The sequence below is a fragment of the Curtobacterium sp. NPDC089689 genome, from assembly GCF_044749145.1.
Lineage (GTDB): Bacteria > Actinomycetota > Actinomycetes > Actinomycetales > Microbacteriaceae > Curtobacterium.
The window spans coordinates 1-24,446 of the sequence record NZ_JBIVHJ010000008.1 but is presented as its reverse complement, the minus strand read 5'-3'; the positions used below and the strand labels follow the sequence as shown (position 1 = coordinate 24,446).

General features: G+C 72.0%; 20 protein-coding genes. 9 read left to right on the top strand and 11 right to left on the bottom strand.

Going from position 1 to position 24,446, the window contains the following annotated elements; all coding sequences use genetic code 11:
- Positions 1–135 precede the first annotated feature (135 nt).
- The 4 genes from melA (at position 136) to ACIPYW_RS17355 (ending at position 4,829) form a co-directional block, all read left to right on the top strand.
- A complete protein-coding gene (gene melA / locus ACIPYW_RS17370; protein WP_400415819.1) occupies positions 136–1,563 on the top strand; it encodes an alpha-galactosidase in 1,428 nt (475 codons plus the stop codon).
- A gap of 125 nt (positions 1,564–1,688) precedes the next feature.
- Positions 1,689–3,008, top strand: coding sequence for an ABC transporter substrate-binding protein (locus ACIPYW_RS17365; protein WP_400415817.1), 1,320 nt, complete (start codon positions 1,689–1,691; stop codon positions 3,006–3,008).
- Positions 3,009–3,099: 91 nt separating this feature from the next.
- On the top strand, positions 3,100–3,951 hold the full coding sequence (locus ACIPYW_RS17360) for a carbohydrate ABC transporter permease (RefSeq protein ID WP_400415815.1): 852 nt from the start codon (positions 3,100–3,102) through the stop codon (positions 3,949–3,951).
- On the top strand, positions 3,951–4,829 hold the full coding sequence (locus tag ACIPYW_RS17355; protein WP_400415812.1) for a carbohydrate ABC transporter permease: 879 nt from the start codon (positions 3,951–3,953) through the stop codon (positions 4,827–4,829). The genes ACIPYW_RS17360 and ACIPYW_RS17355 overlap by 1 nt, the downstream gene beginning before the upstream one ends.
- A gap of 45 nt (positions 4,830–4,874) precedes the next feature.
- Here ACIPYW_RS17355 and ACIPYW_RS17350 read toward each other — a convergent pair whose 3' ends face one another.
- The 4 genes from ACIPYW_RS17350 to ACIPYW_RS17335 all read right to left on the bottom strand — a co-directional run bounded on the left by ACIPYW_RS17350 (position 4,875) and on the right by ACIPYW_RS17335 (position 10,184).
- Positions 4,875–5,669, bottom strand: coding sequence for an alpha/beta hydrolase (locus ACIPYW_RS17350; RefSeq protein WP_400415811.1), 795 nt, complete (start codon positions 5,667–5,669; stop codon positions 4,875–4,877).
- 257 nt (positions 5,670–5,926) lie between these two features.
- Positions 5,927–7,381 carry an MFS transporter gene (locus tag ACIPYW_RS17345; RefSeq protein ID WP_400415808.1) on the bottom strand — a complete coding sequence of 485 codons (1,455 nt, stop codon included), beginning with the start codon at positions 7,379–7,381 and terminating at the stop codon, positions 5,927–5,929.
- A 120-nt stretch (positions 7,382–7,501) separates the two neighbouring features.
- Positions 7,502–9,154, bottom strand: coding sequence for a long-chain fatty acid--CoA ligase (locus ACIPYW_RS17340; RefSeq protein ID WP_400415806.1), 1,653 nt, complete (start codon positions 9,152–9,154; stop codon positions 7,502–7,504).
- A gap of 40 nt (positions 9,155–9,194) precedes the next feature.
- Positions 9,195–10,184: a helix-turn-helix transcriptional regulator gene (locus ACIPYW_RS17335; protein ID WP_400415804.1), complete on the bottom strand. Its 990-nt coding sequence runs from the start codon at positions 10,182–10,184 to the stop codon at positions 9,195–9,197.
- A gap of 154 nt (positions 10,185–10,338) precedes the next feature.
- On the opposite strand from ACIPYW_RS17335, the gene ACIPYW_RS17330 reads away from it, so the two are divergent.
- Both ACIPYW_RS17330 and ACIPYW_RS17325 read left to right on the top strand, forming a co-directional pair.
- Positions 10,339–11,835, top strand: a complete 1,497-nt coding sequence (locus ACIPYW_RS17330) for an amidase (protein WP_400415801.1) — start codon at positions 10,339–10,341, stop codon at positions 11,833–11,835.
- A 98-nt stretch (positions 11,836–11,933) separates the two neighbouring features.
- On the top strand, positions 11,934–12,623 hold the full coding sequence (locus tag ACIPYW_RS17325; protein ID WP_400415798.1) for a TetR/AcrR family transcriptional regulator: 690 nt from the start codon (positions 11,934–11,936) through the stop codon (positions 12,621–12,623).
- 136 nt (positions 12,624–12,759) lie between these two features.
- Here ACIPYW_RS17325 and ACIPYW_RS17320 read toward each other — a convergent pair whose 3' ends face one another.
- Complete coding sequence (locus ACIPYW_RS17320; RefSeq protein WP_400415796.1) at positions 12,760–13,485, bottom strand: response regulator; 726 nt, start codon at positions 13,483–13,485, stop codon at positions 12,760–12,762.
- On the bottom strand, positions 13,482–14,759 hold the full coding sequence (locus tag ACIPYW_RS17315) for an ATP-binding protein (protein ID WP_400415793.1): 1,278 nt from the start codon (positions 14,757–14,759) through the stop codon (positions 13,482–13,484). Before ACIPYW_RS17315 ends, ACIPYW_RS17320 begins: the two co-directional genes overlap by 4 nt.
- Before the next feature lie 133 nt (positions 14,760–14,892).
- Between ACIPYW_RS17315 and ACIPYW_RS17310 the strand changes: the two genes are divergently transcribed.
- Genes ACIPYW_RS17310 through ACIPYW_RS17300 form a run of 3 tightly spaced genes read left to right on the top strand, consistent with a single transcriptional unit; the run spans position 14,893 to position 18,141 of the window.
- Complete coding sequence (locus tag ACIPYW_RS17310) at positions 14,893–15,912, top strand: Bug family tripartite tricarboxylate transporter substrate binding protein (RefSeq protein ID WP_400415792.1); 1,020 nt, start codon at positions 14,893–14,895, stop codon at positions 15,910–15,912.
- On the top strand, positions 15,909–16,595 hold the full coding sequence (locus tag ACIPYW_RS17305; RefSeq protein WP_400415789.1) for a tripartite tricarboxylate transporter TctB family protein: 687 nt from the start codon (positions 15,909–15,911) through the stop codon (positions 16,593–16,595). The genes ACIPYW_RS17310 and ACIPYW_RS17305 overlap by 4 nt, the downstream gene beginning before the upstream one ends.
- A 1-nt stretch (position 16,596) precedes the next feature.
- Positions 16,597–18,141, top strand: coding sequence for a tripartite tricarboxylate transporter permease (locus ACIPYW_RS17300; protein WP_400415786.1), 1,545 nt, complete (start codon positions 16,597–16,599; stop codon positions 18,139–18,141).
- Positions 18,142–18,308: 167 nt separating this feature from the next.
- On the opposite strand, the gene ACIPYW_RS17295 is transcribed toward ACIPYW_RS17300, so the two are convergent.
- The 5 genes from ACIPYW_RS17295 to ACIPYW_RS17275 form a co-directional block, all read right to left on the bottom strand.
- Complete coding sequence (locus tag ACIPYW_RS17295; protein WP_400415784.1) at positions 18,309–19,940, bottom strand: hypothetical protein; 1,632 nt, start codon at positions 19,938–19,940, stop codon at positions 18,309–18,311.
- An 11-nt stretch (positions 19,941–19,951) separates the two neighbouring features.
- Positions 19,952–20,704, bottom strand: coding sequence for an SDR family NAD(P)-dependent oxidoreductase (locus ACIPYW_RS17290; RefSeq protein WP_400415781.1), 753 nt, complete (start codon positions 20,702–20,704; stop codon positions 19,952–19,954).
- 75 nt (positions 20,705–20,779) lie between these two features.
- Positions 20,780–22,540: a DUF5605 domain-containing protein gene (locus tag ACIPYW_RS17285; RefSeq protein ID WP_400415779.1), complete on the bottom strand. Its 1,761-nt coding sequence runs from the start codon at positions 22,538–22,540 to the stop codon at positions 20,780–20,782.
- Positions 22,541–22,542: 2 nt separating this feature from the next.
- Positions 22,543–23,460, bottom strand: coding sequence for a carbohydrate ABC transporter permease (locus tag ACIPYW_RS17280; RefSeq protein ID WP_400415777.1), 918 nt, complete (start codon positions 23,458–23,460; stop codon positions 22,543–22,545).
- Positions 23,457–24,305, bottom strand: coding sequence for a carbohydrate ABC transporter permease (locus ACIPYW_RS17275; RefSeq protein WP_400415775.1), 849 nt, complete (start codon positions 24,303–24,305; stop codon positions 23,457–23,459). Before ACIPYW_RS17275 ends, ACIPYW_RS17280 begins: the two co-directional genes overlap by 4 nt.
- Between the last annotated feature and the right edge of the window lie 141 nt (positions 24,306–24,446).

Here is a 24,446-nt window from a genome sequence, read left to right as displayed (position 1 = left end):
CGACCCCAGCGCCCGAGCAGACCCCAGCGGCCCGAACCGACCCCAGCGGCAACGGCGACCAGCGCCGGAGGATCCTGGAACCGCGGCCTCCGAAGCCGGAGGCACGGCAAGCACCGCACTTCCTAGCGTCGGACCATGACCAAGATCACCATCATCGGCGCCGGCGGCTTCGTCTTCCCCTTCCGCCTCATCGGCGACCTCGTCAGCTTCCCCGCCCTGCAGGACGCGACGCTGCACCTCATGGACCTCGACGCGGGCCGGGTGGCTCGGACCGCGAACGCCGCCCGTGAGCTCGTGGCACACCACGGCCTCGGCGTCGAGGTCCTGGAGACCACCGACCGGCGCGAGGCCCTGGCCGACGCCGACGTCGTGATCATCACGTTCCAGGTCGGCGGGGTCGAGTCCTACAAGTGGGACGTCGAGATCCCGCGGAAGTACGGCATCGACCAGGCGGTCGGCGACACCGTCGGCCCCGGCGGGGTGTTCCGGTTCCTGCGGTCCGTGCGTGCGTACGAGGACATCGCGCACGACGCACTGGAGCTCTGCCCGGACGCGCAGTTCATCAACTACGCGAACCCCATGGCGATGGCCACGGCGTTCCTCAACGCGAAGGGGCTTCGGACCGTGGGTCTGTGCCACAGCGTGCAGGGCACCACGCGCATGCTCGCCCGTACCCTCGGCGTGCCCTACGACGAGGTCGAGTACGTCTGCGCCGGCATCAACCACCAGGCCTGGATCCTCGAGTTCCGGCGACGCAACGGCGAGGACCTGTACCCACGGCTCCGCGAGGTCATGACCGCGAAGCACCGACGCGGTGTCGCGGCGGCGGACCTGCACGACGACGACGGCGACCACAGCGAGGCCGCCGCAGCGGCGAGCAACTACGAGGGCGGCAACGAACAGGTGCGCACGCAGCTCATGCGGTCCTTCGGGTACTTCGAGACGGAGTCGAGCCACCACGCGAGCGAGTACGTGCCGTACTTCCGCAAGGACCCGGAAACGGTGCTCGAGTACATCCCGGAGCGCTGGGACTACTACGAGATCTGCCTCGCGCACGACGAGCAGGGTGACGTCGACCAGCAGCTCGAGAAGCTCAAGGCCGACCTGTCGCCGTCCGTCGAGTACGGCGCGAGCATCGTCAACGCGATCGTCACGGGCGTCCCCGCGGTGGTCTACGGCAACGTGCCGAACAGCACCGGTGTGATCAGCAACCTCCCCGCGGACGCCTGCGTCGAGGTCGCGTGCCTCGCTGACGGCAACGGGGTCACCCCGACCTCGTTCGGTGAGCTCCCCCCGCAGCTCGCGGCCCTCAACCGGACGAACACGAACGTGCAGACCCTGGCCGTCCGCGCGGCGCTGACCGGCAACGTCGAGCACGTGCACCACGCGGTGGCGCTCGACCCGCTGACGGCGGCGCACCTGACGCTCGACCGCATCGCCGCGATGACCGACGAACTCCTGCACGCCCACGCGGCGCTGCTCCCGGAGTCGCTGCGGCCGGCGGACGCGGCCACGGCACCGCAGGCGACGACCGGCCTGGAGGCCCGCCCCGCCCTGGTCTGAACCGTCGCGCCCGACGTGGGGTCGGGTCCTGGACGCGACCCCACATCGGACGTGCGGCGCTCCGGGGGCGCACATCGCGCCTCCCGGCCGATCTGAACGGCACCACGACCTCGAAGGAGAGGACCATGCCGACCCGACCACCCCGTCAACCCGCCGGAGGGCAGCTCGCCAGACGCGGCTTCCTCGCACTCGCCGGCATCTCGATGGCCGGCGCGCTCGCGGCGTGCGCCGGCCAGGGCACGGCCGCCACCGGCGGCACGAAGCACATCCGGCTGTCCACCTGGAACATCCCGACCGACATCACGAGCTACCAGGCGATCGCGGACGAGTTCGTCGCGGCGCACCCCGGGACGAGCGTCGCCGTCGAGGTCACGACCGGCCAGTTCCACCAGTGGTTCATCACTCGACTCGCGGCAGACCTCGCACCCGACGTCATCCGGATCACCCCGCAGCAGATCGGCCGCTACGCGGCGAACGGCAGCCTGGTCGACATCTCCGGAGCGATCCCTGCGGACTACCGATCGGACTACAGCGACCCCTTCTGGGCGATCGGTGCCCGGGAGGACGGCATCTACGGCGTCTTCCAGCACACCGACAACTTCATCACCTACTACAACCGCGACGTGATGGAGCAGGTCGGGGTGACACCACCCACGGCACTCGCGGACGCCTGGACGTGGGACGAGTTCCTCGACGTCGCGAAGGAGGTCAAGCAGGTCACCGGCAAGTACGCGTTCGGGTACGGCTGGTCGGCGCCGGAGACGGCCTACCGTTGGCTGCCGTTCGTGTACCAGAACGGGGGTGCGTTCCTCGGCGAGGACGGCGCCACCCCCTCGATGGACACCGCGGAGGCGATCGACGCGCTCGCCTTCGGGCGGAAGTGGTACGCCGACGGGCTCGCGACCACCGGGAACATCTCGAAGAGCGGCGGTGGCGACGTCGCCCGCAACCTGTTCCTGACCGGGCAGATCGGGATGATGCTGAACAACCCGGAGTCGATCGTGCAGCTCGACACCGACATGCCGGACAACTGGGGCACGGCGCCGATGATCCGGAACGTCGGCGAGGCGAGCGACCTCGGCGGCAACGCCCTGGCCGTGACGAAGTCGAGCAAGCACCCGGAGCTCGCGGCCGAACTCGTGGCGATGATCACCTCACGGTCGAAGATGCAGCAGTTCTGCCACGACGGCAACTGGCTGCCCGCCCGGACGTCCCTCGACGCGGCGGACATCGGGTACGCGTCCAACTCGGACACCATGCAGCGGTTCATCGACCAGGGGTCGACCATCCCGCTGTCGATGGTGAAGGCGGAGAGCGGCCAGTACTTCTCGTCGCTGAACGCGGTGTTCGCCGACTACCTCGACCTCTGCCTGCTCGGGCAGCTCAGCCCGAAGGAGGCCTCGGCCCAGATGATGGAGGCGATGCGCAGTGTCACTGCGAACTGAGACCGGCCCCGCGCGGACGACGACGTCCGTCGCTCCCCCGACCGGCGCGCTGGCCGTCGGCAGCGCCGCCCGTCGACGACACGGTCGGTTCGTGCCGTACGTCTTCGTCGGACCTGCGGCGCTGCTCTTCCTCGGGTTCTCGCTCGTCCCGATCGTCACCGCGATCGCCCTGAGCTTCCAGGACTCCAGCACGTCGCTGGGTGACGGCACCTGGGTCGGCGGGAAGAACTTCGTCGACATGGGCTCCGACCCGCTCATCGGCACGGCGCTCCGGAACACGCTCGTGTTCACCATCGGCACGGTCCCGACCGCGATGGCGATCGGCCTGGCCCTCGCCGTGGCGCTGAACCGACCGCTCCCCGGGCGCTCGGTGTTCCGGGCGTTGTTCTTCGTGCCGATGGTCGCCGCCGGCGTCGTGGTGGGCGTCATCATGTCGTGGATCTTCAACGGCGACTACGGCGTCGTGAACAACCTTCTCGACGCCCTCGGGCTCGGCCGGGTGCCGTGGCTCACCGCGCCGGGCTGGGCGATGGCGACCCTGGTGATCGTCGTCGTGTGGACCCGGATCGGGTTCTGCATGGTGATCTACCTCGGCGCCCTGCAGTCCGTACCCGCCGAGCTCAAGGAGGCCGCGGCGATCGACGGCGCCTCGCGGTGGGTGCGGTTCCGGACGATCACGTGGCCGCTGCTGCGACCGACGACGTCGATCCTGCTCATCCTCAACGTGGTGTTCTCGCTGCAGGCCTTCGACGTCATCTACGTGATGACCGGCGGAGGTCCGGGCTTCTCCACCACCGTCCTCATCCAGTACGTGTTCCGGTCGGCGTTCATCGACGCACGCATGGGCTACGCGGCAGCGCTCGGGCTGGTGCTCGTGGCGATCCTGCTCGTGTTCACGCTGCTCCGGCAGCGGGCGACCAAGAAGGCAGAGGAGGCCATCTGATGGCACTGTCCGTCGCGGGTCCGCCCCGCTCATCCCGTCCGGTGCAGCGCCGCCGTCCGACGAAGCCCGGACGATGGGTCCTCGTCGCGGGGCTCACCGCACTCGCGATCCTCATGGTGTTCCCGCTGTACTGGATGGTCGTGTCCGCGCTCACCCCGGGTGGTCAGTCGCAGAGCGGCACGTTCTCGCTCTTCCCGACGAGGCCGACGTTCGAGAACTACACGCAGGTGTTCAGCACGCAGCCGGTGTGGCGGTGGCTCGGCAACTCCGCGCTCATCACCTCGGTCGGTACATCACTGAGCGTCGTCGTGTCACTGATGGCCGGGTACGCCCTCGCCAAGTTCCGCTTCGTGGGTCGCGGGCTGCTCTACTCCGCGTTCCTCGTGACGATCATGATCCCGATCCAGGTCACCCTGGTGCCGAGCTTCCTCGTCGTCGCGAAGATCGGCCTGGTCGACTCCCCGTGGGCGGTGATCCTGCCGACGGTGTTCGACGTGGTGGGGATCTTCATCGCCCGGCAGTTCATGCTCGGTGTCCCCGATGCCCTGATGGAGGCGGCGCGACTCGACGGCGCCGGAGAGTTCCAGACCTTCTTCCGGGTCGTGCTCCCGTCGTGCGGACCGCTCGTCGGCGTGCTGGTGATCCTCGGCTTCATGACGCGGTGGAACGACTTCCTCTGGCCGCTCGTGGTGCTCCAGGGCAACGGGAACCTGACCGTACCGGTCGCGCTCTCCACGCTGACGAACAACCCGGCGTTCAGCTCACCGTGGGGCGCGGTCATGGCGATCGCGACGGTCACGGTGCTGCCGCTGCTCGTCGTGTTCCTGGCCTTCCAGCGGCAGTTCGTGCAGGGCATCGCGTCGACCGGCATCAAGTAGGCATCGGCACGGGGAGCGGGCGGGCCGGAGTCCGCCCGCTCCGCGTCAGCCCGCGAGCAGGAACGCCGCGAACCGGTCGATCGTCCGGATCGCCGCGGCGCTGCCCTCGTCGTTGAGGTGCCCGTGGAAGGTCCCCGGTTCGACCGCGTACGTCACCGGGACACCGGCGGCCCGCAGTTCCTCGGCGAACGTCGCACCGCTCGCCCGCAGGTCGTCCCGCTCGGAGTCGACGATGCAGGTCGGCGGGAAGCCGGTGAGTTCCGCCCCGCCGGCGAACACCCCGTCGGTGGCACCGGCGGCGTGGTTCGCGTTCATCCTCCTGACGGACTCCGGCGTGAACCGACGAGACGGGTCGACGCCGACCATCGCCCCCGCGAGCTCATCGGACTGCGGGGGCAGCTCGGCGTGCACTGTCGGGTACGCGAGGAGGACCTGCCGCGGCGCCTCGCCGTCGGCGACGAGCCGGAGCGCAGCAGAGGCGGTGATCGACGCCCCGGCGCTCGCTCCCCCGATCGCCCAGTCCCGGCCGCCGGTGTCGAGGGACGCATCAGCGCGGACGGTGGAGAGGACGTGCCGCACCTCGTCCTGCGGCACCGGGAAGTGGACGCCGTCCGGCCGCTCGTCGCTCGGCGCGAGCCGGTACTCGACCTCGACGGTCGTGATTCCCCGAGCGGCGAGCTCACGTGCGGTCTGCACGGACTCGGGCATGTCCAGGTCGCCGAACATGAAGCCCCCGCCGTGCGACCAGACGAGGGCCGCGCGTGCCGGCCCGTCGGTCGTGGAGACCCGGATGCGGAGTGGCCCGTGCGGTCCGTCGAGGGTGCGGTCAGTGGTCGTCATGTCGTGTCGTCCTCGTCACGTCGGGCCGCGGGTCCGCGGCGGTGCGTGCCGTCACGGTACCGGACGGCGGCGGCGCGCTGCGCCGACAGCGGTCTGCCTGGAGGCACGGTGCAGGTGAGCAGGTCCGCGCACCGGCACCGCGTACCGGCCTGGAGGCACGGTGCAGGTGAGCAGGTCCGCGCACCGGCACCGCGTACCGGCCTGGAGGCACGGTGCAGGTGAGCGGGTCCGGGTACCGGCACCGCGCCTCCCGTCCGTCACGCCGCGACGCGGCCGCTGCGCGACCGCAGCAGACCGGCGACGACGATGCCGGCCGCGAGCGCCGTCAGGAGGATCCCGGAGACGGTGAGTCCGTCCTGGAAGGCGGCGAGCCGGGCCGCCGACGAGGCGCCGGCGGTGATGCTCCCCGGGACGAGCGCGGCGAGGACCGTCCCGACGACCGCCGTGCCGGCGCCGGTCGAGACCTCGCTGGACGTGTCGACGAGGGCGGCGCCGATGGATGTGCGGTCCGCCGGGAGGCCGTGCAGGACGTCGTTGCCGGCGACCGCGCCGACGACGCGCATGCCCGCACCGACGAGCACGAGGGCGACGGCGATCCAGCCGTAGCCGGCACGGCTGCCGGCGGCGGCGACGGCGAGGCCCGCGACGACGGCGGCGGCGCTCGTCCAGGCGGCGGTGCCGGTGCCGACCCGCTCGACGAACGGGCCGACGAACCGCCCGCCGACGAGCAGGACGACGACCATCGGCAGCATCGCGATCGCCGCGGCGGAGGGCGCCCAGCCCCAGACGTACTGGAGCTGCAGGGTCGTCAGGTAGGTGAGGCCGGACACTGCGAGGCCCGCGGCGGCCTTGTACGCCAGGCCGCTCGCGACCAGGGGGCGAGCGAGCAGGGCGAGGTCGAGGAGGGGACGGGCCGCCGCGCGCTCGCGCCACACGAACGCCCCCGCGGCGACGATCGTCGCGACGAGGGCTGCGCTGCCGACGCCGGGTCCGGCCTCGACGAACGCCGTCGGGGTGAGGAGCGCACCGACGAGCGTGACGGTGCCGAGGACGGCCCCGGCGACGTCGATGCGGTCGGGGTGGAGGTCCTCCGGGCGGTCGGCGCCGATGCCGGCGCGGATGCCCACGATCGCGAGCAGGGCGACCGGGACGTCGACGAGCAGCAGCGCCTGCCAGGGGACGACCGCGAGCGCGAAGCCGCCGACGGTGGGACCGACCGCGTAGCCGACGAGGCCCGCCGTGGAGATGACGGTGAGGGCGCGGATGCGGAGGTCCTGCCGGTCGAACAGCCGGAACGCCAGGGCCATCGAGCCGGGGGTGGTCATGGCGGCGGCGAGGCCGGTGACCGCACGGACCGCGATGAGTTCGCCCGGCGTGTGCACGAGGGCGGTGGCCGCGCTGGCGACGGCGAGCAGGACGAGGCCCGTGAGCATCACCCGGCGGCGGCCGAAGCGGTCGGCGACGGCGCCGAAGAGGAGCATCGTGGCGCCGAACACGACCGAGTACGCGCTGGTCACCCACTGGAGGCCGACGGTGGAGGCGTGGAGCTCACGGCCGATGGTGGGCAGCGCGACGGTGAGGACGGCGTTGTCGAGCATCTCGAACAGGAACACCGCGGATAGGCCGGCGAGTGCGAGCCAGGCGTCGCTGAGACGGGCTGGGGCCGGGCGCTCCGTGCGGGCGGGGACCGTGGACCGGGACGTGACGGACATCGGGACTCCTTCGTGGTGAAGAAGTAGCGGCCCGTTCGGTGCCGTGTCCGTGCGCCCTCGCGGGCGGTTTTCCCTCTGGGGTGAGTGTCACACGCCGGCGGCGCCGGCGCAAGCCGCGGGTCAGGCGGTCGTCGCCGCGGGCTTCGCGCTGAACTGCTGCACGAGCTCGCGCTTGAGCACCTTGCCGCTCGGCCCCAGCGGCAGTGCGTCGAGCACGTGCACCACGCGTGGGTACTTGTACGCGGCGATCTCCGCTGCCACCATGTCGATCAGCTCCTGCGGCGTGACCGTCGCGCCGGCGCGGAGCACGACCGCGGCCTCGACCTCTTGTCCGTGCTGCTCGTGCGGCGTGCCGAACACGGCGGCCATCGCGACGTCGGGGTGCCGGGCGAGGACCTCCTCGACCTGGCGCGGGTACACGTTGTACCCGTTGCGGATGATCATGTCCTTCGTGCGGTCGACGATCGTCAGGTAGCCGTCGTCGTCCTTCGTGCCGAGGTCGCCGGTCCGGAACCAGCCGTCGACGATCGCGGCCTCGGTGTCCTCCGGACGGTCGAGGTAGCCGTTCATGAGGTTGTGGCCGCGGATGACGAGCTCACCGATCTGCCCGTGCGGGAGCATCACGATGCGGTCCTGCGTCTCCGGGTCGGCGATCTCCACGTCGACGCCCCACACCGGGGTGCCGATCGTGCCGGGCCGCGGTGTCGTCCCGACGTGGTTGAAGGACGCGACCGGCGAGGTCTCGGTCAGGCCGTAGCCCTCGTGCACGGGGGCGTCGAAGACCTGTTGGAACTTCTCGAGCACGGCGAGCGGCAGGGACGCCCCACCTGAGATCGCGTATCGCAGCGGGGGCCGGGAATCGGTGCGGGTGGCGGCGTCGAGCAGCGCCATGTACATCGTCGGCACGCCCATGAACACGCCGGTGCCGTGCTCGACCATCGCCGCGAGGGCGCCGTCGCCGTCGAACTTCGGGAGCAGGACGATCGTCGCGCCGACGCGGAAGCCCGTGTTCATCGTGCAGGTCTGCCCGAACGTGTGGAACAGCGGGAGCGCACCGAGCAGGACGTCGCCGCGGTGCAGGTCGAACGTGCTGAGGAGGTTCGTGTTCGCCTGCTCGAGCAGGGCGAAGTGCGAGCCCTCGGCGCCCTTCGGGTGGCCGGTGGTGCCGCTCGTGTAGAGGATCGTGGCGGTGTCGAACGGGTCGCGGGGGACGTAGGTGTCGAGCGGTTCGGCGGCCTGCGCGAGGTCCTCGAGCCGGTCGGGTGCGTCGGTCGCGGCCTGCGCGTCGGGACCGGCCGGCGCGTCGGCTCCGGCGCCTGCCGACGCGTCGGGCCCCGCGGCCGGCGGAGCCAGGACCGTGACGACGTCGACCCCGGCGAGCGCCGCACCCGCCGCACCCTCACCGAGGAGCGGCGCCGCGCACACGAGCAGCGAGACGTCGGCGTCCCGCAGCACGTACTCGATCTCGCCGCGCTTCAGGAGCGCGTGCACCGGGACGACGACGGCCCCGAGGGCGAGGGTCGCGTAGTAGACGCGGGGGAAGTCCTCGACGTTCGGGACGAGCATCGCGACCCGCGAGCCCTCCCGGATCCCGCGCGCCCGGAGCGCGCCCGCGTACGCGAGGGTCTGCGACCAGAGCTCGGCGTAGGTGGTGCGTCGGTCACCGACGACCACGGCGACGTCGTCGGGGAACCGGCGCGCCGACTCGGCGAGGATCGCCGCGACCGAGGCGGTGGCCTGGGAACGGCGGGTGCTGTGCTGGGTGTCGGTCATGCCGGTCTCTCATCTCCGTCGACGGACGCGTGACCCGATCCTACGGCCGCCGCTCGGACGGCGTTCCGTCGCCGCGGTCCCCACGGGCGCGTCGCAGCGTCTCGCTCGGCGCCTCGCCGAACCGCTCCGCGTAGTTCGCGGCGAAGCGGCCGAAGTGGCCGAACCGCCACCGTCGGGCGACGTCGCGGACGTGCGTCCCCGGCTCGGCGAAGCGGAGGTCGGTGCGGGCGCCGTCGAGCCGCTCGGCACGCAGCCGTTCCATCGGGGTCTCGTCGAACCGGCGGCGGAACGCGCTCTGCAGCCCGCGTTCGCTCAGCCCGACCGCTGCCGCGATGTCGCGGAGGACGATCGGGTCCGCGGCGTGCTCGTGCACCCAGTGGGCGGCGCGGAGCGCTGCCGAGGACGGCTCCTCCGGGTCCGCACCGAGCAGCGGGAACGCGTCGACGACCGACGCGGCGATCTCGGCGTTGAGTTCGTCGCGGTGTGCACCGTCGACCTGTTCATCGGTCAGCGCGGCGGCGCGGTTGCGGAGGATCGCGCGGAGGGGTCCGAGCGCGGACGCGATGTCCGGCTGCTGGCCGAACACGAGTGGGCCGTGCACGACCTGGTCCCGCCGGGCGAGGGCCTGCCGGAGGATCCGGTCGGACAGGTGCAGCATGGTGATCTTGCGGGTGTCCGCGGTGAACCGGTAGGGCACGGAGGCCGAGAACACCACGGGGTGCCCGGGCTCGGCCGTGAGGGTCGAGCCGTCCGTGCAGTCCTCGATGGTGGCGGTGCCGTCGCCGATCCAGAAGACGATGTGGTCCGGGCGCGGGTCGAGCCGGCCCGAGCGGGTGCCCTCGACCTCGGCGCCGCGCATCGACACGTCGGCGTCACCGGCTCCCACGTACCGGTAGGCCTCGAGCGCGCCGCCGACGCCGTCCACGATCCCGTAGGTGCGGTCGATCTCGGGGCTGCGGTTCGCGCTGATGGTCTCGACACGGAAGCGACGGAAGGACGGGGTGTCCTCTCCCGGTGCCGACGTTCCCATGGGGGCATCCTGGCAGGTCGCGCGTTCGGGGACGGAGCGACGCCCCGGAGACGCGTCGCTGCGGGGTTCCCGTCGTCCGGACACGGGGGTTGCAAGGTGCTAACTTTTTTTTGTTAGCACCCAATTCGCACCGCCGACCCGAGCAGGAGCCCTCATGTCCGTCACCTCACCCACTCCGACACTGATCGCCGACATCGCGGCCGAGATCGGCTACGCCGACATCGCGGCTGCGCCCGAGGAGTACACGGCGATGATCGCCGGCATGCTCAGGGTCTACGACGCCCTCGACGCGGTCCCCGAGGACGACACTCGCCCGGGCCGCGCGCCGGTCGAGTACCGGATCCCGTCCGGGACCGAGGATCCGCACCACGCGTGGGAGGTCCGCACGTCCGTCCGCGGTGCCGAGGTCGGTCCGCTCGCCGGGGTCCGTCTCGGCGTGAAGGACAGCATCCTCGTCGCCGGCGTCCCGATGCGGAACGGCTCAGCCGAGCTCTCGGGCTTCGTCCCGGACGAGGACGCGACCGTCGTCACGAGGGCCCTCGCCGCAGGGGCCGAGATCGTCGGCAAGACGACCAACGAGTACTTCTGCATGTCCGGCGGCAGCCACACCGCTTCGTCCGGCGTCGTGCACAACCCGCACCGGATGGGCTGGTCCGCCGGAGGCTCGTCGAGCGGCAGCGCCGTCGCGCTCGTCACGGGCGACGCGGACATGACCCTCGGTGCCGACCAGGCGGGGTCGATCAGGATGCCGGCGTCCTGGTCCGGGGTCGTCGGACTCAAGCCGACCTACGGCCTGGTGCCGTACACCGGCATCGCCACCCTCGACGCGTCCTTCGACCACGTCGGCCCGATGACCCGCACCGTGACCGACAACGCACGGCTGCTGAGCGTCATCGCCGGCCCCGACGGCTTCGACCCCCGCCAACGCGACGTCGTCGTCGGCGACTACCTCGCGCAGCTCGACGAAGGCGTGACGGGGCTGCGGATCGGGCTCCTGCGGGAGGGCTTCGGGACCGAACACGCCGAAGCGGCAGTCGACCGCACGGTCCGTGCTGCCGCCGAGGGACTCCGCGGAGCGGGCGCGGTCGTCGAGGAGGTCTCGGTCCCGCTCCACGCCCTCGCGCCGGCGCTCTGGACCGCGATCGCGATCGAGGGGATGGCCGAGACGGTGCTCCGGAACCAGGGCTTCGGGTTCGGGCGGCTCGACCGCTACCCGGTCGACATGATGCAGCGCCTCCTCGACCACCGCGGCGACGCCGACGCCCACCCCGCGAACGTCCGACTGTTCACGCTGGTGGGCGCGTACGTCGACCGTCAGGCCGGACGCCTCCACTACGCAAAGGCGATCAACCGGGCTCGTGTACTCCGCGCCGCGTACGACGAGGCCCTCTCACGCTTCGACGTGCTCGTCACCCCGACAACCCCGCAGACCGCGCGGCCGCTCCCGGACCCGGCACACGGAGCCGGAGCCGCGATCGGCGCGTCGATCGAGATGTCCGCGAACACAACGCCCTTCAACGTCACCCACCACCCCGCCCTCAGTGTCCCATGCGGCACCGTCGACGGGCTGCCGGTCGGTGTCCAGCTGATCGGGAAGCACTTCGACGAAGCGACCCTCTTCCGCGTCGGTCGTGCACTCGAGCGCGTCTGACGGCCTCGAGCCGGTGGGATCATGGACGCGAGTCCGGTCCCACCGGCTCGAGGCGCCGGGACCCGCCCGGCCGTGCCACCGACACGAGAGGCCGTGCGTTGACCCGATCCGAGGAGATGCGCATCCGCATCCTGGACACGGCACACGAGCTGCTGAACACCGACGGACGCGACGCCGTCACGACCCGGGCGATCACCTCGGCACTGCACATCCAGGCCCCGACGATCTACCGCATCTTCGGCGACAAGCAGGGCCTCCTCGACCAGGTCGCGCTGCACGGCTTCTCCGCGCACCTCGCGACCTGGACCGGGTGGACGCCCGGGACCGATCCGGTGGACTCACTCCGGCAGGGCTGGGACATGCACGTCGACTGGGGCCTCCGGCACCCACAGGTGTACTCGATCGCGTACGGCGAGCCCCGGGTCGGCTCCTCCTCCCCCGCCGCCGACGCCATCGACGCCATCCTCCGGACGCAGATCGAGGAGGCCGCGGCGGTCGGCGTGCTGGCCGTGCCCGTCGAGGTCGCCGTCAGCATGATCCGCGCCGCCGGCGTCGGCGTCGTCTTCACGCTCCTCGCGATGTCGGCGGAACGGCGCGACCGCACCCTGTCCCACCGAATCCGTGAGTCGACGTTCGCGGGAGTGTTCGCACTGGGTACGCCCGCACTGGACCACGGCGGGGCCGCGATGCAACTCCGGCAGCAGCTCGCCGGCGCGACCGTGCTGAGCGCGAACGAGCGTGCGCTGCTCGGCGACTGGCTCGACCGGCTGGCAGCCCCGCTCCCCTGAAGCGGGCGGCCGCGGCGGCGGGGCGTCTGCGACCACATGCCGAGCCGGACGCGCGAACCCGGAGCTGCTCCGTCGTCGACGGGCGGTCGACGTCGGAGGTGGGTCGTGCCTCCAGGCCCGTCCGTCAGGGCGGTGGTCAGGGCACCGGCGCCAGCCGGTAGAGCACCTGCGGGCGTCCCCGCCGACCGTAGCGGTGCGCGAGGTCGATCGCGCCCGTCGCGACCAGGTGGTCGAGGTACCGCCGCGCCGTCGCCCGCGACGTCCCGGTGGCTGCCGCGACCTCGTCGGCCGACCGGGCGACCGCGGGGTCGAGCGCCGCGACGACCCGTTCGAGCGTCGGCGCGCTCACGCCCTTGGGCAGCGCCTGACCTGTGTGCGCCGCAGCGCCCCGCGCGGGTACGGGTACCCGCACCGAACCGGTGGCGAGCAGCCGGTCGACGTCGCCCTGCCCCATCGGCACGGCGCGCTGCGGGGTCTCCCGTCCGCGACGCTCGGCGGCGTACGTACGGAGCCGGTCCTGCAGCGCTTCGCGGTCGAACGGCTTCATGAGGTAGCCGACCGGGTGCGCGGCGAGTGCCTGTCGGACGGTGACCTGGTCGCGCGACGAGCTCACGACCAGGACGTCGGTGGCTTCGACACCCGCGAGGCGCATGCGGTGCAGGACCTCGACACCGCTGATGTCGGGCAGGCGCATGTCGAGGAGCACCAGGTCGACGCCGTGCTCGACGTGGGCGAGCGCGGCGCTGCCGGACGCTGCGGCACCGACCACCTCGAACCCCTCGGTCGCGGCGACCCACCGCACGTGCAGCGCGCGGGCACCGGCGTCGTCGTCGACGACGAGCACGCGGACCGGCGGCGTCACGGCGCCACCGCCATCTCGACGTCCAGCCGCGCCCCGCCGAGCGACGCCGACCGCCCGACGACCACCGAGCCGCCGCGGTCGGTCGCCGTGCGTCGCACGACCGCGAGCCCGACGCCACGACCGAGGCCGGTCTCGTCGGCCTTCGACGACCAGCCGGACCCGAGCACCCGGTGGGCGTCCGCCGGGTCGATGCCGGGGCCGTCGTCCTCGACGGTGACCGCCACCACGTCGCCCCGGGTGCCGATCGTGCAGCGCACCCGTGCCGCACCCGCCTCGGCGGCGTTCCGGCACAGGTTCGCGACGACGAGCAGGACCTCGTCGTCGAGCACGACGTCGTCGGCGACCCGCAGCTCGAGCGCGGCTCCGTGCGCGTCGACCTCGGAGCGCACCGCCTCGATCGTGGCGGTCGCCACGGCGCCGCGCCGCGGGGACCCCGCGCCGCCTCCGCTGGTCAGCCCTGGTGCCACCGCGTCGATGTACGCGAGCGCGTCCGGACCGTCGCCCTGCGCCACGAGCCCGCGGACGACGTGCAGGCGCGTCCCGAACTCGTGCGCCTGCTCGCGCAGCGCGTCGGTGGTCCGCCGCACCTGTCGGCTCTCCGCGTCGACGGCGTCCGCTCGCCGCAGCCGCCGTGCGATCCCGAGCGAGAGCAGCACGCTCGCGAGCGTCGCCACGACGAGGGCACCCGTGCTCCAGGGCAACAGCGCGCCGAAGGCCCGTGCGCGGTCGGCGGCGATCGCCGACTCGAGCACGCCGACCGCGACGACCCCGACCACCTGGCCGTCGGCGCCCACGATCGGCACCTTCGCACGCAGGGTCGGGCCCGACGGACCGGTCTCGGTGCCGACGAACCGTTCACCCGCGAGCACGGGTGCGATCGTCGTCTCGACGAGCTCGCCGCGCTCGGACGGGTCGGGGTGGGTGATGCGCACCCCCTCGTCGTCGGTGACCACGACGTAGGAGACCCCCGAGGCGCCCTCGACGAGGGAAGCGATCGGCTGGAGCGACGCCGTGGCCGACGTCAGACCGTCGGCGTCGGCGAGCGCTCCGGGAGCGCCGGCGTCGACGACCGACGTGACGGCGGCCCGGAGCTCGGGCAGGTCGGCGAGGTTCGACGCGACACCCGACACCTGGTCGACCACGGAGGCCCGGATGCTCTGCTCCTGCACGGCTGCGGCGACCCCCGTGGTCACGCCGGTCGCGGCCAGCACGATGATGCTCGGCAACGCCAGCACGGCGCTGCGTCCGAGTCGGGTGGCACGCGGTCTCCTCACCGTGGTCCCCCTCCGGTCGTCACGTCGTGAGCGTCAATGAGCACAACTCCGCCGTCGGATGCCGGTCCGGACGGCGACTGCCATCGTACTTCTCGACCTGCGGCACGACGACGTGCGCAGGAGGGAGCCATCCATGACAGAGCAGTCAGCACCGGCGACGCCCGCACGGCCACGGGGCCGTCGCGCCGTCGCCCGCGCGGTCGGCGCAACCGTCGCCGCGGTGTCCATCGGCGTCGCGGCCTTCGGGTCCATCACCTCCGCCGCGGCCGGCGGCGACCCCACGACCTCCGTCACGATCGTGGCGCCCGCTGCGGCCGGCGGCGGCTGGGACGGCGTCGCGCGGTCGATGCAGCAGGCGCAGCGCGCGAACGGCATCGTGAACTCGGTGCAGGTCGTCAACATGCCGGGCGCCGGCGGCACGATCGCGCTCGGCAACGTCGCACGGCTCGAGGGCCAGACGGACACGCTGCTCGTGGGCGGGACCGGCCTGCTCGCCGCCGAGGTCCAGTTCGGCTCCGCCGTCACGCACGACGACATCACGCCCCTCGCGGTCACGGTGGAGGAGTACGACGTCATCGTCGTCCCCGCCGACTCGCCGTACGAGACGCTCGACGACCTCGTCGACGCCTGGCGCGAACGGCCCGGCTCCGTGCCGTGGACGGGCGGCGGTTCGTTCGACCAGCTCGTCGTCACCGACCTCGCGGTCTCGGCGGGTCTCGACCCGGCGGACACGAACTACATCCCCTCGGACGGTGGCGGCGAGGCCATCCAGGCGCTGCTCAACGGCACCGCCGCGGCGGCCTCCGGCGGCTACCCCGACAACATCGACCAGATCGAGACGGGCCGTCTGCGCGCGCTCGCGCTCGTGGCGCAGCAGCCGGTCGAGGGCATCGACATCCCCACCGCCGTGGACCAGGGCTACGACGTGACGCTGACCAACTGGCGCATGATCGCCGCACCCGGGGGCCTCGACTCCGCGGAGAGGACGCAGCTGACGGGCATCGTGCGCGACACCCTGCGGACGCCCGAGTGGCGGGACGCGATGGACCGGTACCACTGGACCGAGCGGATCATCACGGGCCGCGAGCTCGACGCGTTCATCGACGAGGAACGCGAACGCATCCAGGGGCTGTACGAGGAGCTGGGCCGATGACCCGTCCGAGCAACCCCACGTCGTCGTCTGCGGTCGTCGGGCAACGCCTCACGCTCCGCGCCGACCCCGGTCGTGTCGCCGAGGTGGCGAAGGAGCTCACCACGCCGGCGCTGTTCACGGCCTTCGCGGTGTACCTGGTCGTCGGCATCGTCACGATGGAGGTGCCCGCCGGCACCGCGTTCCCGGGGCCCGCGGTGTTCCCGGGGATCGTCGCCGCCGCGCTCCTGCTGCTCGCGGCACTCCTCGTCGTCCGGTCCGTCCGGCAGCTGCGGCACGGTCCGGACAGCGAGCCGGCCGCCGGAGCCACCGACCCGGCCACCGCCGGAGTCGCAGCCCCGGCCACCGCGGGCACCGCCGCGACCGCCCCAGCCACGCCCAGCACGGCCGACACCGCCGTCGCGGTCGACGCCGCTGCCGCCGCCCCCCAGCGCGCCGTGCGCGTCGACTGGCGCTCGCTGGCCTGGGTCGTCGTGTCGTTCGCCGCCTTCGCGCTGCTGCTCGACGTGCTCGGCTGGATCGTCGGCGCCGGCCTGCTGTTCCTCGGCGTCGCCAAGGGCCTCGGTGCCCCCGGCTGGCTCCGCCCCCTCGTCGTCGGACTGACGGTGGCTGCGCTCAGCTACATCGCCTTCGACATGGTGCTCGACCTGTCGCTGCCCTCGGGCATCGTCGGATGGAGGTTCTGACATGGACGTGCTCGGTCTCCTCGGTGACGGGTTCGCGGGAGCCCTGACGCCCGCCAACCTGCTCTGGGTCGTCGTCGGCTGCCTCCTCGGCACCGCCGTCGGCGTGCTCCCCGGTCTCGGGTCGTCGATGGCGGTGGCGCTGCTGCTGCCCGTGACGTTCTCGCTCGACCCGACGGCGGCGTTCATCATGTTCGCCGGCGTCTACTTCGGCGGCCTCTTCGGCGACTCGACGATGGGCATCCTGATGAACACGCCGGGACAGGCCTCGGCGATCGCGTCGACGTTCGAGGGCCACAAGATGGCGTTGAACGGTCGGGCGGCGCAGGCGTTGGCGACCGCGGCGATCGGCGCGTTCGTCGGCGGCATGGTCGCGTCGATCCTCGTCGTGTTCCTCGCTCCGGCGCTCGCGACGTTCTCGTCGAGCTTCGGTCCCGCGGAGTTCTTCGCCCTCGCCCTCTTCGCGTTCGTCACGACGTCGTCGGTCGTGACCGACGACGCGCTCAAGGGACTCGGGTCGCTGTGCCTCGGCCTCGGCATCGCCGTCATCGGCGTCGACGGCATCTCCGGCGCACCCCGTTTCACGATGGGCGTCCCGGAGCTGTTCGACGGCATCTCGCTCGTCACGGTGACCGTCGCGATCCTCGCCCTCGGCGAGGTCATCCACGTCGCGTGCCTCGCCCGGCACCTCAAGGACGGGAAGATGGTGCGGGCCACCGGTCGCCCGTGGTTGTCGCGCAGGGAACTGCGCGAAGCGGCTCCCGCGTGGTTGCGCGGCACCGCGATCGGGTTGCCGTTCGGCGTCGTCCCCGCAGGCGGCTCCGAGATCCCGACCTTCCTGGCGTTCGGCCTCGAGAAGCGGCTCGATGCCCGACGGAAGGACCCGCAGTTCGGCCGCGGGGCGATCCGCGGTCTCGCGGCGCCCGAGGCTGCCGGCAACTCGACGACCGGCATGGCGATGGGCGCACTGCTGTCGCTCGGCCTCCCGGTGTCGGCGACCGCCGCGATCATGCTCGCCGCGTTCCGGCAGTACGGCCTGCAGCCCGGGCCGCTGCTGTTCGACCGGTCCCCCGACCTCGTCTGGGCGCTGCTCGCGTCGTTCTTCATCGCGATGGTGGTGCTGCTGGTCATCAACCTGCCGTTCGCGATGCTCTGGGCGAAGCTGCTCCGCATCCCACGCGCGTACCTGTACGCCGGCATCGCGGTGTTCTGCGGCCTCGGCATCTACGCGACGAGCGGCTCGGTGTTCGACCTGCTCATGCTGCTCGGCATCGGCATCGTCGGGTTCCTCATGCGGGCGCTCGACGTGCCGCTCGCGCCGCTCGTGATCGGCATGGTGCTCGGCCCGCTCGCCGAGACGAGCCTGCGCGACGCCGCGCTGAGCGCCGACGGGGACTTCTCGGTGCTCGTCGCCGGACCGATCCCGATCGTGCTCTACGCCGTGCTCGCCGTCGTGATCGCCGTCACCGTCCGCAGCCGCCTCGTCGCCCGACGAGCGGCACGACGGGCGGCCCAGGGGGCCGTTCCGCGGGAGCTCGTCGACCGCTGACGGGGCACGGCCGGTCCCGACGCGACCGCGAGACGGACGGGAGGCCCGCACCTCGCGCTGGCGCTCCGCGACCGCTGACCACCGGAGCGCGGGTCGGTCCGGGAACAGGGCCGCGTGCAGCGCGGACGCCTGCGCGCGCCAGAACGCGCGCGACACCGGCCCGCCGCTCACGAAGTACGTGCCGGGACGATGCCCCGCGGCCCCCACAGCTCACCGAGCGTGACCGTCGCGACGCCGGGCACGCTCAGTGCCCGCACCGCCGCGGCTGTCCAGGCCCGTGCCGCCGCGCTGTGCTGGTCCGGGTCCGTCGCGTCCGGGACGAGGTGCGGTCCGTACCCGCCTGCCGCCGTCACGTCGGTGACACGCGGTCGCGGCGACGTCGCCACCGCGTTGAAGCGCGGACGCAGCGTCACCGGTCCGACGTGCAGCGGCCTGCCGGCAGCCAGCCTGGAGGCACTCATCGCCACCCAGCGCAGCATCCGCAGCGACTCGGTCATCTGGGCACGCGACCGGTCGTGCATCTGCGGCGTCACGCTGAACGACAGCGGGCCGTCCCACGCGCTGTGGAGGTCGACGGCCCGGTTCAGCTCGGTGAAGTGCGCACGCGTTCCCGCCACGACCTCGAGGCCGCCGACCGAACGCGCCGCATCCCGCAGTGCCCGCTGCAACGGTGGCGTGGTCACGTGCGTGACGGGGTCGTACGCGCCCGCCCGGGCCACCGGTCCCGCCTCGAGGACGGCGTCGATCGCGGCACGGAGGGCGTCCGGGTCGTCCGTGACGAAGCGGACGTCCAGGGGTGCTCCACGCGCGTCACGCCGGGCCAGTGCGAGCAGGCTCCTGGCATCGGGCTGGTCGAGGACCGGCTCGACCAGGACCGGTGCCGGTGCCGGGAGGTCCGCGTCGTCGGGTCGCGTCGCGGCCGGGGCCGACGACGCCGTGTACTGGAGGGTCGGCGACGGGGTCCGTGCGGAGGTCGGAGCCGCGCCGTCGAGGGCCGCGAGGTCCGCGGCGGGGGCGGGAGCGCCTCCAGGCCGTCGGGTCACGCGCAGCGTGAGCGCCTGCCGGATCCGGGTGCGGGCCGGGAGTGCGACGGGGAACGGCTCGGCGAGGGGTGTCGAGTACGTCTTGAACGAGGCGTCGGTCCAGTTGCGCTGGTCCTCCGACTCGAACACCGCCCCGTCGAGGTCGAGCGCGAGCTCGTGGTCCCCCACCCACCACGTGAGACCCACGACGTCCGTCGCCGGCTGGTGCGGTGCGATCCACGTCGGGAAGGACTGCTCGGTCGGCGGACCGACGGGATGGCGGACCGTGACGGGCAGCCCGGCGACCGTCGGCGGGTGGAGCACGACGAGGCCGATGCGGTTGCGGCGGAATGCGGTGGTCGTCGTCGCGGTCGCCTCGACGCGCAGGGTGTCGCCGTCGATGACGAGGTCGAGCGTGGAACGGAGCACCTCGCGGGCATCGAGGGCGGTTGCGACCTCGGTGCAGATCCGGACGCCGGTCGCGGTCGGCGTGGTGCTCCGGTGCGTCACGGTGTCGTCCGCGGTGCGCCAGTCGTGGTCGCGGGTGACGAACCGGACGGCGCGGAGCACGACGACGCCGTCGTGGGCGAGGTCCGCCACCTCCGCCTCACGGAGGGTCAGTCGCCACGGTCCCGCGGTGACCGTCTCCTCCGGCTCGGCGCTCGGCCAGGGCGGCAGGGATGCGTCCCAGGGTCGACCGTCGGCGGCTCCGTCTGCTGCTCCGTCTGCTGCTGCTGCTTCGTCTGCTGCTGCTCGCCCGGCAGGTCCGTCGTGCACGGTCGGCTCCGTCAGAGGCTCGTCATGCCGCCGTCGACCCGGAAGACCGAGCCGGTTGCGTAGGAGGACTCGTCGCTCGCGAGGTAGACCACGATCCCGGTGACGTCCTCCGGACGTCCAGGCCGACCGAGCGGGGTGCGTGACACGATCGCGGCACGCGCCTCGGGGTCGTCAGCGATCGTCGTCACCAGGCCCGTCTCGGTGTAGCCGGGCACGACCGTGTTCACGCGGATGCCGTCGCGGGCGTACGCCATCGCCGTCGCCCGGACGAGTGCGTGGACGCCACCCTTCGTCGAGCTGTACGCCGCGAAGGTCGAGCCCTCGCCGTTGAGGCCCGTCGGGCTCCCCGTCGCGATGATCGACCCACCTCCGTTCGCGAGCATCGACCGCACCGCGTGCTTCACGGTGAGGAACGTCCCCGTCAGGTTGACCGCCACCGTGCGGTTCCAGGTCTCGAGGTCCACGTCGGCGACCGCGGCGTCGAGGCCGAAGAGCTGCACGCCGGCGTTCGCGACGACGACGTCGACGGAGTGCCCGGCCCGCGCGACCGCGTCGTACGCGGCGACGACGCTCGCCTCGTCGGCGACGTCCATCTCCTGGGCGATCGCGTTCGGTGCCGTGGCGGCTCGACGGGCGGCGTCGGCGTCCCGGTCGGCGTAGACGACCACCGCGCCCTCGGCGACGAAGGCGTCGGCGATCGCACGGCCGATCCCGTTCGCGGCGCCGGTGACGAGTGCGGTCTTTCCGGTGAGGCGGTCGGTCATGGTGTTCCTGTCTGTCGGTGGTGCTGGGAGCGTACTGCTCGGGTTCGCCTGGTCGGGCTGCTCGGGTTCGCCTGGTCAGGCCGCTCGGCGCAGGCGGACGGCGATGTACGGACGGCCGGGGAGATCGACCACGAACCGGCCGGAGACGCCCCTGGCCACGGTCTCGACCGTCGTGTTCCAGGTGTCGATGACGTCGACGTCCCAAGTGGTGGACGGGTCGTGGAAGAACCGTCGGAAGGTCGGCTGGCTGAAGCCGAAGTAGTAGAGGACGTGCTCACCCACCACCCCGGCGGCCGGCGCGTCCCAGTCCCCTGCGACCGGTTCGAGGACCCCGCCGGGCGCCTCCTCGGTGATCCGCGCGAGGAACGCCATCCGCTCGGGGCTCGTCCCGTGGAGGTCGCCGCCCTTCGCCCACCAGAGCACCTCGTCCGGGTCGACGTAGGTCTCGCCGTGCCCGACGTAGCCGCCGCGGACGGCGCCCTCCCAGCACCGGCGCACCATCTCCTCCCCGGAGATGTTGCCCCAGCCCTGGTCGATGTTGCCCTCGTACGCACACTCGTCCACCACGACGGGCTTCTGCCAGCGCCGCCACTCGGTCGTCATCTCAGCGGTCTTGTACGCGTCTGTCCGCTGCATGCTGACGTGGGTGATCCACGGCCGACCCTGGTCGTAGACCACGCGGCAGTTGTGGATCGAGCGCAGGTGGTCGGTCGCGTCCCACCGCTGCACGATCCCCGCCCACCGCTCCCAGTCCGCCTCGGTCTTGTCGAAGAGCAGGTCGAACTCGTTCGCCATCGACCACCAGACGTTCCGGAACGCCGAGAGCCGGGCAGTGGCGTACCGCACGTAGCGGTCGTCCGACGCCGGGTCCATGCGGGAGAACCCCCACCGGTCGTAGGCGTGGAAGAGGATGAGGTCCGCTTCGATGCCGAGGGCGTCGAGCTCGTCGATGCGCTGCTCGAGGTGCGCCCAGTACGCGGGGTCGAACCGGTCGAGCAGGAAGCCGCCGTCGCTGTCCCGGGTGAACGGGAAGCGCTCGGGTTCGTTGCTGTTGAACGTGTACGACTTCGGGAACACGCACATCCGGATCTTCGTGAACGGTGCGCTGCCGAGGGTGCGGAGGGTCCGTTCCTCGAGGTCGTCACCCTGGTGGGTCCACGCGTACGCGGTCGTCCCGATCGGCAGGTACCGGGTGCCGTCCGCGTACCGGAAGTGCATGCCGTCGACGCGGACCGGTCCCCTCGACGTGCTGGCGGTGACCTCGAACTGTCCGGCGAGCCGGTCGAGGCTGGCGGCGTTGCTCGCGGTCTCGAACCGCCAGGTCCCCTCGACCGGCGGGAGGAAACGGATCCGGTAGCGACCGTCGCCGTCGTAGAACCCCAGGACCTCGGCCGCGGCACCGTCCGGGCCGAGGAACCGCGCGGTCAGCTCGACGTCGGTGAAGGGGTTGCCGTGCGCCGGCCCGGCGATCACCACCTCGAACCGTTCCCAGCGCCCCACCGACGGCGCGTGCGTGGTCTCCGCCGACCCGACCGCGGTTCCGGCCGGCTCGTACTGCGCCGACGGTGCGCTCGGGGCAGGGGTCTGGTTCGCGGTTCGGTCGGTCGACCCCGGGGCGATCTGTGCGAGTTCGGCGAGGACGGCCTCGCGGTCCGCCGTCGACAACTCCTCCTCGGTGTCGAGCACCAGGCCGAGCGGCTGCGAGTGGAACGTGTGCAGCAGGGTCGACCCGACGATGGACGGGGCGTGCCGGCGCAGCACGTCGGCGGCCGAGGGGTCGCGGAGGACGTCCCAGAGCGCAGTCCGTGCGCCGAAGGTCGGTTCGGTGGTCGTCATGGTCATCCCTTCACCGCGCCCGCGAGGGCGCCCTGGACGAAGTAGCGCTGGAACAGCAGGTAGACGATCAGCACGGGCAGGATCGACATGATGATGTACGCGTTCAGCTGGGGGTAGTTCGACCCGTACTGGGTCTGGAAGTTCGTGATGCCGAGCGGGATCGTGAACTGGTCGGTGGTCTGGAGGAGCGTCAGCGCCATCGGGTACTCGTTCCACGTGGACACGAAGTCGAGGATGAAGAGCGCCGCGAGAGCCGGCTTCGCCAGCGGCAGGATGACCTGCCAGAACAGCCGCCAGTTCCCGGCGCCGTCGATGCGCGCCGCCTCGTCGAGCTCTTCGGGGATCGCCTTGAAGAAGCCGTAGAGGATGAACACCTGGTAGGAGACGCCGAACGCCAGGTACGGCAGCATCAGGCCGACCTTCGTGTTCAGCAGGTTCAGGCTGAGCATGGTCGAGAACAGCGGGCCGAGAGCGACCTGCACCGGGATCAGCGTCCCGAGGGCGATGACGCCGAGCAGGAGCTGCTGCCACCGGAACTTCAGCCGGGACAGCGCGAACGCGGCCATCGCGGCGAGCAGGAGGCCGAGTGGCACCTTGATCACGGCGATGACGAGGCTGTTCGCGCCGGAGACCCAGATGTTGCCGACCTGTGCGGCGTCGGTGTAGTTGCCCCACTCCCAGTGCGTCGGGAGCGCCCACGGAGCCAGGTTCGCGACGTCCGCCTGGCTCTTCACCGACGTGATGAACATGAACAGGAACGGCACGATCCAGATGATCGCCGCGACGACGAGCGCGATCCAGAGGCCGATCAGCGGCCAGTCGCGACGACGCTCGCGTCGGGCCGCCGTGCCACGGTCGGCGCTGGAGCGTCGCTGCCCGGCGTCGGTGACCACGGGTGCGGGTTCGATGGCGGTGCTCATGCTTCCTTGCTCCCTCGGAAGGTCCAGATCATGTAGGGGACGACGAGGATCATGCTCACGACGAAGAGGACGGTCGCGATCGCGTTGCCGAGCCCGAACACGTGGTTCGAGAACGACTGCTGGTAGGACCACAGCGCGAGGACCTGCGTCGACTGGGCCGGTCCGCCTCCCGTGGTGCCGACGATGAGGTCGAACACCTTGAGCGAGCTGATCATGGTGAGGACGACGACGATGATCGTGGTCGGTCGGAGTGCCGGCCAGGTCACGGCGCGGAAGATCTGGACCCTGCCGGCGCCGTCCAGCTTGGCCGCCTCGACGAGTTCCTCCGGGACGTTCTGCAGCCCGGCCAGGTAGAGGACCATGTTGAAACCCGCGGTCTGCCAGACGAAGGCGACGAAGACCGCGTACAGCGCGATGTGCGCGTCGCCGAGCCAGTCCTGGGCGAGCGCGTGGAGACCGACCGCGTCGAGGACGCCGTTGACGAGTCCGGACTGCGGGTTGTACAGCCACACCCACATCGTCGCGACGGCGATCGAGGCCAGGACTGCGGGGATGTAGAACGCCGACCGGAGCAGGTTCCGACCGAACAGCTTGCGGTTGAGGCCGAGCGCGATCCCGAGCCCGAGCGCCGTCGGCACGAGCAGGGACAGGACGACCCAGACCACCGTGTTGCGGAAGGCGGGCCAGAACACGGGGTCTTGGGTGAAGATCCGGACGTAGTTGTCGACCCCGACGAACGTCTTCGGCGACGTGATGAAGCCGTCCCAGGAGAAGAAGCTCATCACCACGGTGGAGGCCATCGGGTAGACGAGGAACCCGACGAACAGCACGAGCGTGGGGAGCACGAAGGGCAGGGCGCCCCGCCATCCCGAGGCGGAGCGCCCCCCGGGGCCCCCCGGTGGCGGGGGGGGGGGGGGGGGGGGGGGGGGGGGCGCCCCCGCGGGGACGTTGACACCCCCCCTGTGGGTGAATACAGGCCCGCACTT

Bases quoted from the DNA above. Each gene is read 5' to 3' on its own strand.
- melA (WP_400415819.1), top strand. From the start codon at position 136: ATGACCAAGATCACCATCATCGGCGCCGGCGGCTTCGTCTTCCCCTTC.
- ACIPYW_RS17365 (WP_400415817.1), top strand. From the start codon at position 1,689: ATGCCGACCCGACCACCCCGTCAACCCGCCGGAGGGCAGCTCGCCAGA.
- ACIPYW_RS17355 (WP_400415812.1), top strand. From the start codon at position 3,951: ATGGCACTGTCCGTCGCGGGTCCGCCCCGCTCATCCCGTCCGGTGCAG.
- ACIPYW_RS17350 (WP_400415811.1), bottom strand. From the start codon at position 5,669: ATGACGACCACTGACCGCACCCTCGACGGACCGCACGGGCCACTCCGC.
- ACIPYW_RS17345 (WP_400415808.1), bottom strand. From the start codon at position 7,381: ATGTCCGTCACGTCCCGGTCCACGGTCCCCGCCCGCACGGAGCGCCCG.
- ACIPYW_RS17340 (WP_400415806.1), bottom strand. From the start codon at position 9,154: ATGACCGACACCCAGCACAGCACCCGCCGTTCCCAGGCCACCGCCTCG.
- ACIPYW_RS17335 (WP_400415804.1), bottom strand. From the start codon at position 10,184: ATGGGAACGTCGGCACCGGGAGAGGACACCCCGTCCTTCCGTCGCTTC.
- ACIPYW_RS17330 (WP_400415801.1), top strand. From the start codon at position 10,339: ATGTCCGTCACCTCACCCACTCCGACACTGATCGCCGACATCGCGGCC.
- ACIPYW_RS17310 (WP_400415792.1), top strand. From the start codon at position 14,893: ATGACAGAGCAGTCAGCACCGGCGACGCCCGCACGGCCACGGGGCCGT.
- ACIPYW_RS17305 (WP_400415789.1), top strand. From the start codon at position 15,909: ATGACCCGTCCGAGCAACCCCACGTCGTCGTCTGCGGTCGTCGGGCAA.
- ACIPYW_RS17300 (WP_400415786.1), top strand. From the start codon at position 16,597: ATGGACGTGCTCGGTCTCCTCGGTGACGGGTTCGCGGGAGCCCTGACG.
- ACIPYW_RS17290 (WP_400415781.1), bottom strand. From the start codon at position 20,704: ATGACCGACCGCCTCACCGGAAAGACCGCACTCGTCACCGGCGCCGCG.
- ACIPYW_RS17285 (WP_400415779.1), bottom strand. From the start codon at position 22,540: ATGACGACCACCGAACCGACCTTCGGCGCACGGACTGCGCTCTGGGAC.
- ACIPYW_RS17280 (WP_400415777.1), bottom strand. From the start codon at position 23,460: ATGAGCACCGCCATCGAACCCGCACCCGTGGTCACCGACGCCGGGCAG.